This window comes from Vagococcus intermedius, from assembly GCF_029144185.1.
GTDB classification, from domain to species: domain Bacteria; phylum Bacillota; class Bacilli; order Lactobacillales; family Vagococcaceae; genus Vagococcus_D; species Vagococcus_D intermedius.
Genome location: NZ_CP110232.1, coordinates 2,154,215 through 2,167,065, shown reverse-complemented (window position 1 = coordinate 2,167,065; position 12,851 = coordinate 2,154,215). Strand labels below are relative to the sequence as shown.

Below are 12,851 nucleotides of genomic sequence, written 5' to 3'. Positions count from 1 at the left end.
TTAGAGCATGATACTTTTTAGGAGGAGACTAGTGTGATAAGATACGCAAAAAAAAATGATGCCGATCAAATTATTCCTTTGATTATGATTATTTTAGAGGATATGGAGTTAGGTTTCTTGCAAACCTACGGTGATGAAAAGTTAAGAGCAATCTTAAAAAAAGGATTTATGACAGAAACTTTCAGGTATAGTTATCGACGAGCTATGGTGGTAGAAGAAGAGGGAGAAATTTTAGGAGTAGCCTATGGTTACAACGAATCAGAAGAGGCGATTATTGATCTGCCTTTGATTGAAATCTTCAATGAGTTTGAGATCCCCGTGACAGAAAAAATGTTTTTAGATAAGGAAGCATTTGAAGGTGAGTGGTACCTAGATAGTATAGCTGTTCGTGATGATCAGCGTGGTAAAGGAATTGGTGCGCAGTTACTAGCAGCGCTACCTGAATTTGCTAAAAGTCAAGAAGCAAATAAAATTGGCTTAAGTGTAGATGATGACAATCCAAGAGCTAAAAAATTATATTCTCGTATTGGTTTTAAAGAGGTAGGAAGAGCAACCATAAGTGGCCATTTATATGACCATATGCAAATTGAATTAGACTAAAAAAAACGACTAACATAGTTAGTCGTTTTTTTTAGTCTAGGCGTAATTCTTTAGCAGGTTGCTTGAAAAGAGTTACCTTTGGATTTTGTCGGCGTAACCAATAATCTAAGACAGCTGCGATACAAATACAAAGTGGTGCATGCTTCTCCTCTACTTCTAATTTAAAAAATTCCCCAGTATCATCATTTATCTTAGTTAAGTTCATGATCATATGGTTGAGATGCTGAATCTTGTATGTTTGATTTCCAATATCGCCAATGACAATCCAGCCTAATTGGTGAACATAATAAAAATCACGATTGAAGGACAAGATACGTTTAAGTGAGCCGACTTTGTCAGTGGCATTATATAAATCAAATCGAGATCCCAAAGTAAAAGCCCAAGATGCTTGTTTGATTGAGGCGATACGTTGTCCATCCATTTTAAAAAGTGAGAAAACGTCCCCTCTTCTCCCCCAGTTTCCAACTAGCAAGTAACAAGGTTGACCGTGTTCGTCTTTAACAATGGTACGGTAATTACTAGATAAACGTGTTTTTCGAATATAGTAACTAGTCATGGACCCTCAGCCCTTTCTATCAAATTGTAATCTATAAATTCTCTTTGATCGCGCGAAGGATCGCTTTTCCGACACCACCTACATCATGATTGGCTGTTTCATAACGGGCAATCTGTTTAACACCATCTTCAGCATTTCCCATGGCAAAACTCACATCAGCCATTTCTAGCATACTCACATCATTGAAATTATCACCAATTGTCATAACTTCTGACATTGGGATGTTTAAACTTTCAGCAAAGCGTTGAACAGCTACACCTTTTTGAGCATTCACATGATTGATTTCAATATTATTTGGGAAGGAAGAAGTGACAACAACCTCAGGTACCTTTTCAACTTTTTCACGTAAAGGATCGAGAATAGTTGGTCCTTGTTCTTCAAACACGATAAATTTTAAAATAGCGATGTCAGTTCGATCAATCAACTCTTGATAATGATCAACATAATTAACATCTAGTAGCTCTAAGTGAGCTGATGCCATAGCTATAGCCATTTTAAAGGTTAAATGAGGTAGTTTTCCAGCGAGCATTTGAGCGGCATTTTCAATGCGTTTATGGGGATTGTCAGAATAAACCCCTTGGTCAGTAGCAATCTCAAAATAAACATTATTTAGCTTTAATAGGTCTAAAAGAGTTTGAGCATGCTTTTTATCAATATTTATCGTAAATAGTTCTTGCCCTTGTTCGTCAAAAGCTTGTGCACCATTGACTGTGATCATTGGACAGGTGATACCTGCCTCATCTAAAGCGGGTTTGGCCTCGGTATATCCTCGTCCAGTAGCAACCATAAATTTAATCCCGTGTTGTTCAGCAAATTTTATAGCGTCAATATTTTCTTGTAGTACTTCCATTTTGTTCCCAAGTAAAGTGCCATCCATATCAGATGCAATTAATTTGATCATTTGTTTTCCTCCTAAAATCTTTCATCGTTTTTAGTGTACCATTTTTTAAGAAAATAGGCATTTAAAGACCATTTTTTAAAAAGCTTTTTCCCTACAAGAGTTGAGCATTTTAATGATTTTTAGTATGCTGATTAAATAGAGAAAGAGGGAGTGTTAAGGATGTTATTAAAACCGAGCAATAGCTGGGAAAAAGTATTAGCTTCAGAGTTTGAAAAAGAGTATTACTCTCAATTAATGAATTATTTAGTAGAGGAATATCAAACACAGGTAGTTTATCCACCTAAAGAAGCCATTTTTACAGCTTTAGAATGGACGTCATTTGAGGAAGTTAAAGTAGTGATTTTAGGACAAGACCCTTATCACGGTCCTAACCAAGCACATGGCTTAAGTTTTTCTGTCTTACCAGGCAATAAAATTCCGCCATCATTGACTAACATCTATAAAGAGTTAGAAAATGATTTAGGCATAGTACCCGTTTCTCATGGCTATTTGGAGTCCTGGGCGAAACAAGGTGTGTTGATGCTTAATACCGTTTTAACAGTTCGTCAAGGTCAACCCAATTCTCATCAACAAAAAGGTTGGGAGTTAGTAACAGATAAAGTGATTGAAGCTTTAAACGAACGAGAAAAACAAGTTATTTTTATCTTATGGGGTAAGCCTGCCCAAGCTAAAATTAACATGATCAATGCAAAACACCATGTTATTTTAACTGCTCCTCATCCAAGTCCTTTAGCAGCTTATCGAGGTTTTTTTGGCAGTTCGCCTTTTTCAAAAGTGAACAGTGCGTTGAGTAGAAAAGGAGAAAAAGAGATTGATTGGCAATTACCAGAAACTGTATAAGACAATAAAAATAACTGTATTATTTTAAAGTAAGTGAAATGTGAAAAATTGTTGGTTAGACACATTTTAAACTGTTCTTTTTATCGCTTTAGGTGTATGATAGTTAAGAAAGTATAAAATATGTTTTGGAGGTATCACGGTGGATATTTTTGAAGGTTTAAAACAACAAATTACAGGTAAAGATGTTAAAATCGTTTTCCCAGAGGGAAAAGATATTCGTGTATTAGGAGCAGCTATTCGCTTAAATAATGACGGGTTACTAAAACCAGTTGTGATTGGAAATGTGGAAGAAGTTCAAGCTGTTGCAAAAGAAAATGGTGTTGATGCAACTGATTTAATAATTATTGATCCAACAAGTTATGATAAATTTGATGATATGGTGGCTTCATTTGTCGATCGCCGTAAAGGCAAAGCAACTGAAGATCAAGCACGCACTATTTTATTAGATCCTAATTATTTTGGAACAATGTTAACCTACATGGGCGAAGCAGATGGCATGGTAAGTGGTGCCATTCATTCAACAGGTGATACAGTGCGTCCTGCCTTACAAATTATTAAAACAAAACCAGGTGCTAGCCGTACAAGTGGCGCGTTCTTAATGGTTCGTGGGGATGAAAAATATTTATTCTCTGATTGTGCAATTAACATCAATCCAGCGGCGCAAGAGTTAGCTGAAATTGCTGTCGAAAGTGCAAAAACTGCTGAAATGTTTGGAATTGCTCCTAAAGTTGCGATGTTAAGTTTTTCATCAAAAGGTTCTGCTAAATCTGAAGAAGTAACAAAAGTAGCTGAAGCGACTAAAATTGCTCAAGAATTAGCACCTAATTATGAAATTGATGGTGAATTACAATTTGATGCTGCTTTCGTTGAATCAGTGGCTCAACAAAAAGCACCAGATTCAGCAGTTGCTGGTCAAGCAACTGTCTTTGTATTCCCAGAAATCCAATCAGGAAATATTGGTTACAAAATTGCTCAACGTTTAGGTGGATTTGAAGCAGTTGGCCCAATTTTACAAGGTTTAAATAAACCTGTTTCTGATTTATCACGTGGTTGTAATGAGGAAGAAGTTTATAAATTATCTATCATTACAGCAGCACAATCATTAATGGACTAGTCCGTATTGAGGGTAAGCTATCCGACTTTAGTTGGGTAGCTTTTTTGTTGAGTAAAAGCAATTGTCAGTCAAAGGGATAATCGGTATACTGAGTAATAAAGTGAGTTCGAGGGAAGGGGTTAGTAAAATGACATATTTATTAAAAAGTGAAGCTGAGACATTGGCAGTCGCTGAAAGAATGGGTAGGCAATTGAAGAGTGGGGATTGTATCGTTCTAACTGGAGAGTTAGGGGCAGGTAAAACAACTTTTACTAAGGGCCTAGCCAAAGGGTTAGATATTGAACAAATGGTGAAGAGTCCGACATACACCATAGTCAGAGAATATCGAAAAGGACGACTGCCTTTATTTCATATGGATGTTTATCGTTTAGAAGATGGCGCAGGCGATTTGGGTTTAGAAGATTATTTTGAGTCTGAAGGAGTTAGCATTGTAGAATGGGGACAAATGATTAAAGAGGACTTGCCGGAAAGTTATGTTGAATTGACCTTGAGTTATTTGTCTGAGACAAATACTAGAGAATTAGGGATAGCTGCAGTAGGACCTAATGGTTTAGAGTTGAAAAATAGATTAGAGGTAGTAAGTTAGGAGCGCGAAGATGTCTGAGGAAGTATCGGTTATTATTAGAGAGGTAACATCAGAAGATCATCAAGCCGTTCAAAGTTTGATGCAAAAAGTAGCAAGAGAGACAGATTTTCTGACTTTAAATAGTCCTAATCCCCCTCAAAATGAATTGAAAGAGGTAACACAAGTCGAACAACTTTGTCAGAGCCTAAATACTTTAATCCTTGTAGCATTAGCTGATGAGGAAATTATTGGTTTAGCGAGTATCAAAGGAGAAGAGGGATCAAATACGTCTCATATCGGTGAGGTTGGTATTAGTGTGGCCCGAGATTATTGGGGCATCGGTCTGGGGCAGTTATTAATAGGAGAACTGATTACTTGGGCTGAGGCTCTTGGAAATTTAAAACGTCTGGAGTTGCGTGTTCAAATTAGGAATGAACGTGCTGTTCATCTCTATCAAAAGGTAGGCTTTGAAATTGAGGGAACGTTAAAAAATGCTGCTTTCACGGCTGAAGGTGATTTAGTAGATGTCTATATGATGGGACTATTATTAAATTAAAAAGACGTTAGTCACTAACGTCTTTTTAATTTAATTAGCGATATTTAACTAACGCTTTTAATGGCTCAATACCGAAAGTTTCTGCCTGTTTCACCAAAATATTAGCACAAGCTAAGCTATCATCAAGAGCATGATGGTGCTGTTCTAAAGCTAATCCTAAGTTTTGACACACAGTATTTAATTTATGATTTTCGAATTGAGGATATAATTTTTTACTCGTCTGCACCGTACAAAGGGACATATAATGTGGCTGTGATAGATTGTAATAATCAAGACAAGCTTTTAAGACGCTGCAATCAAAAGCAGCATTATGGGCAACAATTAAGCGATTTTCTAAAAAATAGTGTGATAATTCTGCCCAAACTTCAGGAAAGGTTGGAGCATCACGCACATCTTCTGGCTTAATACCATGAATTTGGATATTTTTCCAATGAAAATCAGTCTCAGGTTTAATTAGGGTATAGTAATGACCCACGATTTGGTTATTTTGAACCATAACTAGGGCGATAGAACAGGCACTATGTTTTTGGAAATTGGCTGTTTCAAAATCAAATGCAATAAAATTCATAAAAATTTCCTTTCTTTTTGATCACAAGAGTTGTCTCTAAGAGGAATCATTGGTCTATTTCTAATACTAATTCGACTGGGCAATGGTCACTTCCCATAATATCAGCAAGAATTTTTGCTGATACAAGCTGATCTTGTAAGCATTTTGAAGTTAAGAAGTAATCGATACGCCAACCAGCATTATTTGCTCTAGCATTAAAGCGGTAACTCCACCATGAATAAGCACCCGTCAGATCGGGATAAAAATATCTAAACGTGTCGATGTAACCTGCGTCTAAGAATTGTGTCATTTTATGACGTTCTTCTAGTGAGAACCCAGGATTTTTTTTATTGGTTTTATAATTTTTTAAATCAATTTCTTCATGTGCAACATTTAAGTCACCACATAAGACAACTGGCTTATTTTGGTTTAATGAGTGGATAAATTGTTGGAAATCATCTTCCCAGCGCATGCGATAATCTAATCTTTTTAATTCATTTTGCGAGTTGGGTGTGTAGCAAGTTACTAAGTAAAAATTGGGGTATTCTAAAGTAATCACACGACCTTCTTGATCATGTTCGTCGATCCCAATCCCATATTGGGCAGTTAAAGCAGGTTCTTTGGCAAAAATGGCTGTACCTGAATAGCCTTTTTTGATGGCGTAATTCCAATACTGGGTATAGCCAGGGAGATCTAATTCGATTTGACCTTCTTGTAGTTTTGTTTCTTGTAAACAGAAAAAATCTGCATCTAGTTCGTCGAAGATCTCAACAAACCCTTTTTTTACAATCGCTCTTAAACCATTGACATTCCAGGAAATAAATTTCATTAACAGGTCCTCCTTAAAATTAACTCTTTTCTTATTGTAACGAAAAAAAAGCTAGGCGTCATGTATTTGGGTATAATAAAAAAGCTACTAGCGATTTTTGCCACTAGTAACTTTTTAAGCTTTATTTTTCTAATGATTTAACAAATTCAGCTGATTGTGTTCCAGCTTGACGTCCATAAATGATAATATCTGCTACAGCATTACCACCAATACGGTTTTGGCCGTGTAGTCCGCCTGAGGCTTCACCAGCAGCATAAAGTCCTTTGACTGGTTCGCCGTCTTTATTTAATACTTGTGTTTTATTGTTAATTTTAGCGCCCCCCATTGTATGGTGGATTCCTGGTGCAATTTTAATAGCATAGTAAGGAGCTTTTGATAAATCATGGTCCATACCCGTTGTGCGATTAAATTCGCCATCTTTTTTATTTGTAACACTTGTATTCCAAGTACTTAACGTGTCAGTAAGTGTTTTTTCATCCATCTTAACTTCTTTAGCTAACTCTTCGATCGTATCAGCTTTTTTAACAAAGCCTTGTTTTTCATAAAAATCAATGGCTGTGACGCGCTCTTTTACGCCTTCATCAAAGACTAAGTAAGCAGCATGTTCTTTTAGTGCGATGATAGCAGCTGAAACATTGTCCCGTGTTTCTAATTCATTGACAAAACGTTGACCAGATTGATTGATTAATAAAGCTCCCTCACCACGAACAGCTTCAGTAATTAAGAATGACGTCTCCTGTTCAACTGTTGGATGAATTTGAATTTCTTTCATATCAACCGTAGTGCCACCCATTTTTTCAATCATTTTAATCCCATCACCTTGGCTACCAGCTTGGTTAGTTGTGACGAAACCATCTAGGTCTTTATTATAATCAGTCACCATATCTAAATTGGCACCAAAGCCACCTGTTGCAACTACCACAGCATCTGTTTTGATTTCTTTTTCGTCTGTGTTGTTAAAGATAACTTTGACTCCTGATACAGCGCCATCTTGATTTTCAATTTCTTTGACATCAGCGTCAGTGTATAGTGGGATTTCACGTTCTTGGACATTTCTTAACAACCCTTGAACTAAATATTGCCCAACAGCTGAGCCATCAGCCGGACGATGAGTCCGTTTGACACTCATACCGCCTGTGACGGTTAAATTATTTAGGGTAATTCCCATAGAATCTAACCAATCAATAGCATTAGCTGAACTATCAACAAAATAGCGCAGTAACTCTTGGTCGTTCGTTTCTTTTCCACCTTTTAGGGTTTCGTCAAAAAATAAATCATTGCTATCTTTAATTCCAGCTTCTTTTTGAAATTTAGTTTCAGAAGCATTCATTCCTGCAGAAGCTTTGACTGTGTTCCCACCTGCTACGGGCATTTTTTCTAAGATAACAGGGTTCATCCCTTGTTCTTTGGCTTCTATAGCGGCAGCCATACCACCGCCACCTGCTCCAACAATGACGACATCATAACGATCTTTTAGATCATCGAGTGATGCTTTCTTCTGTTCAGAGGCACCTGAAGTGGTATCTGTTTCTTTGTTAGCTGCTTTTTCAGTTTTCTCCATTTTTTTTGTTGAGCTGGACGTCTCTGATTGATTTGTATTTCCGCACCCAGTTGCTAATAACAGAACTGATAGTAGTGAGGCAAATCCTATACCTAATTTACTTTTCATGATTATGTCTCCTCCAATATTACTTAAACAAGTTATTTATTTCACAAAGTGATTTTAACAAGGAAAAAAAGAAATAGCAACATTAATTAAGTTTTTTAAGTCGAATTAAATTTATTAGGCATTTAATGTATTTGAATCATAAAATAGAGTGCTCGGTTTAATTTGTTATAAGGTTAACTCGTTAAGAAAAGTGCTGTTAAAATAAAATTAACGAAGGAAACGAGGATTATACTGTAGAAAGAAGCGTTACTCTTTTAGGTAGTAAGTGTGAGAAAGCTTATGTCTAACGTAGGTCTTGGCTCTTAAGGGTAAGTGGCTTATTATATCAATGAATCATAAGCTTTGACATAGTAAGTTTGACTTGCTATAGTGAAGTTGTTGTAAGAAATACAAAAACTAAATAGAACTTACCATCACAAAGGGGAGCCTCTTAGGCTGAGATTAAGCAACTTGCTTTAACCCTTCGAACCTGATCATGTTTAGACTTGCGTAGGGATTGTGATGGAGTGGCGAATTTTAATGTTATAAATGCTACTCCTTCTTTGTTGTATGGACCTAAGTTCTATACAATTTAAGGAGGAGTTTTTTTTGGCAACAACGAGATTAACGATTTGGATTGAAGGCGCTATTGTGGCAGCATTAGCGATGGTATTATCAATGATTCCAACGAACATTGGGAGTAGTTTTACTATTTCACTTGGAATGATTCCACTGACAATTTATGCTCTACGTCGTGGGTTAAAAGCAGGCTTATTTTCAGGACTGATGTGGGGACTTTTACATTTTTTATTAGGCTCAGTGGTCTTTTTAGCAGTTAGTCAAGTTCTCGTAGAGTATGTTGTTGCTTTTGTTTTTGCTGGTTTTGCAGGACTTTATGGTAAGCGTCTTAAAACTGCTTTGCTTAGCAATCAAAGTAGACAGGTAAGTAGTACCATAGTTATGGCGACTTTTGTTGGGTGTCTAGCACGTTTCTTTTGGCATTTTATTGCCGGAGTAATTTTTTGGGGGGAATATGCTTTATGGGGCCTAAATCCTTGGTGGTTTTCCCTTATTATGAATGGGGTTAGCGGATTAGCAACAGCTGTCGTAACTGGCTTATTGTTATTGATAATTGTGAAGAAATACCCTCAGATTTTTATACCTAAGTAAAAAAGCAGGTGCCTCGGCACCTGCTTTTTTTAATGGTGAAACTGAGAGTGGTAGAGTTGATGGTAGGCGCCATTTTGCAATTTAAGCAATTCATCGTGTGAGCCAATTTCTACAACGGCACCACTATCCATTACCAATATTTTATCAGCATTACGAATTGTCGATAATCGATGGGCAATAACAAAACTTGTTTTCCCTTCCATCATCGTTAAGAAGGCAGATTGGATGGTTTGTTCGGTTAATGTGTCCACTGAACTCGTAGCTTCATCCAATATTAACATCTTGGGATCAGAGATCATAGTACGAGCAATTGTTAGTAATTGTCGCTGTCCTTCAGAAATTTTAACACCTGAAGCGCCAATTATTGTGTCATACCCATCAGGTAATTTTTGAATAAAATTATGAATATTAGCTGCTTTGGTTGCCTGCCTAATTTCTTCATCTGACGCCTTGGGATTCCCAAATGTAAGATTGTCTCGAATGCTGCCATCGAATAGCCAAGTATCTTGTAAGACCATCCCAAAACTTTTTCTTAGTGATTCACGTGTATAAGAAGCTAAGGGGCGAGAGTCAATCAGAATGACGCCATCTGTTACGTCATAAAATCGCATAAGCAAATTTACTAAAGTGGATTTTCCAGCACCTGTTTTTCCTACAATCGCAATGGTTTCACCAGGTATTATCGTCAAGTTAAAGTCGGTGATTAAAGGCTTATCAGGAAGATAGGAAAAGCTGACATGTTTAAATTCTATTTTGCCGATGACTTTATCTAATTGATATATTTCTTTTTCCTCGGCTTGTTCAAGTGGTTCATCTAAGATTGCAAAAGTACGTTCTAGACCAGCTAGAGCAGTCTGGATTTGAGTAGTAATACCAGATAGTTCAATAAAAGGTTTCGAAAACTGACTAGCGTATATCGTAAAACTAGAGATCATCCCAACACTTAAGCTGGTTTGGTGGTTTAAAATCAGAAGCCCCCCAACTAAACCGATAAAAATATATGTTAAATGATCAATAAAACGAGAAAGAGGATTAGTCAGAGAAGAAGCAAATTGTGCTTTTTGTCCTTCATTTTGCAGGGAATGATTGAGAGCTTCAAAACGTTTTTCCGAGTGCTCTTCATACTGAAAGGCTTTAACTATTTTTTGATTACCGACAATTTCGTTGATAAATCCGGATATGTCACCAACGATTTCTTGTTGAGCTTGAAAGCGTTTTTGACTCGTGTGAGCAACTAACCAACTAATAAAGAAGATTAGTGGGGTTGCAATTAAAACCACAAAGGTTAAAGGTAAACTAAGACGCAACATAGAAATTAAAGAAATGACTACAATGGTCATGCCAGAGAAAAGATTGTTAAAAATGGCGACACAGGCTTCGGAGACCACATCGAGGTCGTTAGTAAAACGACTAATAATTGTTCCGTGTGGGTGTTGATCGTAGTAATTAATAGGGAGTTGATTTAAATGAGCAAAGGTATCTTTTCTTAACTCAGCAATGGAGAGATAAGCCATGCGATTTCCTAAGAGTTGGACAAGCCATTGAGAAAATGTAGCGACAATTAAAATACCACTAAGTAGTGCTAGAATCGTCAGTAAAGAGTTTAAGTCAACTTGTCCTAAACCAACCATGGTATCAATGGCCTTACCAATATAAAGTGTCATCATAACAGTAGCAGTACCACCACTGAGACCTAATGCTAAGGCTAAGGTAATCTCTTTTTTATATGTTTTAAGATACGGGATAAATCGTTTGAAGGCTGATTTATTATGAGTAGATTGTGTCATTATGCTTCCTCCCGTTCTTGTTGTGAGTTGTATAAGTTTCGGTAAATTGTGGATTTTTTTAAAAGAGTCTCATGCTTGCCAAGCCCGACTTGTTTGCCATCTTCTAAAACTAAGATTTGTTCAGCATCTTGGACGGAGCTTAGACGTTGCGAAACAATGATTAAACTTGTTTGTGTTAACTCTTCTTTTAAGGCTAGACGTAATTCCAAGTCAGTTTGATAGTCCAATGCACTGAGTGAGTCATCTAAAATAAGTAGACGAGGTGTTCTAATTAAAGCTCTTGCAATAGCTAAACGTTGTCTTTGTCCTCCTGAAAAGTTTTTTCCACCTTCAAGAATCATCGTATCAAGTTTATTAGGTAAGGCGTTAACAAAGTCTAAGCATTGGGCTGTTTTAAGTGCTTGCCAACACTCTTGATCCGAAGCCTTTTCTTGTCCCCACTGAAGGTTATCACGAATTGTCCCACTAAATAAAGTGCTCGTTTGTGGGACAATACCGATACTTGAACGTATATCAGCTAGGGGTAATTTTTTTATTGGCGTATCAAATAGCTCAATGTTACCAATAGTGGCATCATAGAACCGTGGTAACAATTGCGTTAAAGTAGTCTTGCCACTACCAGTTTGCCCAGTAACCCCTAGAGTTTGTCCAAGAGGCAAGGTGAATGAAATATCTGTTAGAGCCTGACCACTATCTGGTGTGTATTTAAATGAAACATTGTTAAAGGCAACAGCATTCACAGGAGGGATGGAAAAGTCTAATGTTTCAGTAGGTTTTTCTATCAGACTAGACGTAGTGTCAAATAGTTCATTTACGCGCTTGGCAGAAGCAGAAGCTTTAGTAAAAATGATGACCAGATTTGAAACGACGATCAAAGCCAGTAACATCTGCATTAAGTAGTTAATTAAAGCAAGAATTTCACCTTGAGTTAAATTACCACTATTAACAGAGAAGCCGCCAACGTAAAGTAAAATAATAATAGCACTGTTCATAATTAATAAGGTGATAGGATTTAATAGCGCTGAAATATTAGCAACTCTTTTATAAGCACTTGCCAGTTCATCACTTGTTTCGGTCATTTTTTTTTCCCCATGTCTTTGTTGTGAAAAAGCACGAATGACTCTTACACCACTCAAACTTTCTTGTAGGACTTGGTTTAAATTATCAACTTTTCCTTGAACTTTTTGATAAAGGGGAATGGTTTTGCTCATTAAAAAATATAAAATAAGGCAGAATAGGAAAAGAGCTATTAAAAAAAGGCTAGCCAGTTGAGCATTGATATAGAAGGCCATAAAAACTGAACCGATACTTAAAAAAGGCGCTCTTACTACGAGACGAATTAACATAGCTAAGGCTAGTTGTAACTGATTAATATCAGCTGTCATTCGTGTAATTAGTGTAGCACTCCCAAATTTATTTAGTTCATGATGGGAAAAGGTATTGATTTTTTTTAATAGTTTCTCTCGTAGTTCGGTTCCGAAGCCTTGTGAGGCGATGGAAGAATAGTATTGACAAATTAAGACACATATTAAACCAACGAGAGACATACCAATCATGAGGCTAGCAGATTTGATGATGTAGGCCTTATCTTGTTTAGCAATACCTAAATCAATAAGGCGAGCCATATAAAGTGGTAAGGCGAGTTCGAAAACAGCTTCTAAAAACTTAAAGAATGGGCCAAGTAGTATTTCTTTGCGGTAATCCTTGGCATAGTGAAGTAGAGAAAACATATGAAACC

General features: G+C 36.7%; 13 protein-coding genes and 1 riboswitch. Of the genes, 6 read left to right on the top strand and 7 right to left on the bottom strand.

The genetic code is table 11. The annotated features are described in order from the left end of the window. Positions 1-33: 33 nt before the first annotated feature. Positions 34-600: a GNAT family N-acetyltransferase gene (locus tag OL234_RS10195; RefSeq protein ID WP_275469092.1), complete on the top strand. Its 567-nt coding sequence runs from the start codon at positions 34-36 to the stop codon at positions 598-600. A gap of 31 nt (positions 601-631) precedes the next feature. On the opposite strand, the gene OL234_RS10190 is transcribed toward OL234_RS10195, so the two are convergent. Next, positions 632-1,156: an LURP-one-related/scramblase family protein gene (locus OL234_RS10190; RefSeq protein ID WP_275469091.1), complete on the bottom strand. Its 525-nt coding sequence runs from the start codon at positions 1,154-1,156 to the stop codon at positions 632-634. A 31-nt stretch (positions 1,157-1,187) separates the two neighbouring features. Further along, entirely contained in the window at positions 1,188-2,057 is an 870-nt protein-coding gene (locus tag OL234_RS10185; RefSeq protein ID WP_275469090.1) for a Cof-type HAD-IIB family hydrolase, read from the bottom strand. A 159-nt stretch (positions 2,058-2,216) separates the two neighbouring features. Between OL234_RS10185 and OL234_RS10180 the strand changes: the two genes are divergently transcribed. From OL234_RS10180 to OL234_RS10165, 4 genes are all read left to right on the top strand, one after another. Continuing rightward, positions 2,217-2,897, top strand: a complete 681-nt coding sequence (locus OL234_RS10180) for a uracil-DNA glycosylase (protein ID WP_275469089.1) — start codon at positions 2,217-2,219, stop codon at positions 2,895-2,897. Positions 2,898-3,036: 139 nt separating this feature from the next. Next, the gene (gene pta, locus OL234_RS10175) at positions 3,037-4,011 is read left to right on the top strand and encodes a phosphate acetyltransferase (protein ID WP_275469088.1); all 975 of its coding nucleotides are present in this window, start codon (positions 3,037-3,039) and stop codon (positions 4,009-4,011) included. A gap of 127 nt (positions 4,012-4,138) precedes the next feature. Then, positions 4,139-4,597: a tRNA (adenosine(37)-N6)-threonylcarbamoyltransferase complex ATPase subunit type 1 TsaE gene (gene tsaE, locus OL234_RS10170; RefSeq protein WP_275469087.1), complete on the top strand. Its 459-nt coding sequence runs from the start codon at positions 4,139-4,141 to the stop codon at positions 4,595-4,597. Between the two features lie 10 nt (positions 4,598-4,607). Further along, a complete protein-coding gene (locus OL234_RS10165) occupies positions 4,608-5,132 on the top strand; it encodes a GNAT family N-acetyltransferase (protein WP_275469086.1) in 525 nt (174 codons plus the stop codon). A gap of 34 nt (positions 5,133-5,166) precedes the next feature. On the opposite strand, the gene OL234_RS10160 is transcribed toward OL234_RS10165, so the two are convergent. The 3 genes from OL234_RS10160 to OL234_RS10150 all read right to left on the bottom strand — a co-directional run bounded on the left by OL234_RS10160 (position 5,167) and on the right by OL234_RS10150 (position 8,177). Beyond that, on the bottom strand, positions 5,167-5,700 hold the full coding sequence (locus OL234_RS10160; protein ID WP_275469085.1) for a 3'-5' exonuclease: 534 nt from the start codon (positions 5,698-5,700) through the stop codon (positions 5,167-5,169). A 46-nt stretch (positions 5,701-5,746) separates the two neighbouring features. After that, positions 5,747-6,508 carry an exodeoxyribonuclease III gene (locus tag OL234_RS10155; protein WP_275469084.1) on the bottom strand — a complete coding sequence of 254 codons (762 nt, stop codon included), beginning with the start codon at positions 6,506-6,508 and terminating at the stop codon, positions 5,747-5,749. Positions 6,509-6,629: 121 nt separating this feature from the next. Then, a complete protein-coding gene (locus tag OL234_RS10150; protein ID WP_275469083.1) occupies positions 6,630-8,177 on the bottom strand; it encodes a flavocytochrome c in 1,548 nt (515 codons plus the stop codon). Between the two features lie 409 nt (positions 8,178-8,586). Continuing rightward, positions 8,587-8,690, top strand: a riboswitch (TPP riboswitch). Between the two features lie 75 nt (positions 8,691-8,765). Between OL234_RS10150 and thiT the strand changes: the two genes are divergently transcribed. Next, the gene (gene thiT, locus OL234_RS10145) at positions 8,766-9,326 is read left to right on the top strand and encodes an energy-coupled thiamine transporter ThiT (protein ID WP_275469082.1); all 561 of its coding nucleotides are present in this window, start codon (positions 8,766-8,768) and stop codon (positions 9,324-9,326) included. A gap of 29 nt (positions 9,327-9,355) precedes the next feature. Here thiT and OL234_RS10140 read toward each other — a convergent pair whose 3' ends face one another. Both OL234_RS10140 and OL234_RS10135 read right to left on the bottom strand, forming a co-directional pair. Next, positions 9,356-11,113: an ABC transporter ATP-binding protein gene (locus OL234_RS10140; RefSeq protein WP_275469081.1), complete on the bottom strand. Its 1,758-nt coding sequence runs from the start codon at positions 11,111-11,113 to the stop codon at positions 9,356-9,358. Next, entirely contained in the window at positions 11,113-12,843 is a 1,731-nt protein-coding gene (locus tag OL234_RS10135; RefSeq protein ID WP_275469080.1) for an ABC transporter ATP-binding protein, read from the bottom strand. Before OL234_RS10135 ends, OL234_RS10140 begins: the two co-directional genes overlap by 1 nt. Between the last annotated feature and the right edge of the window lie 8 nt (positions 12,844-12,851).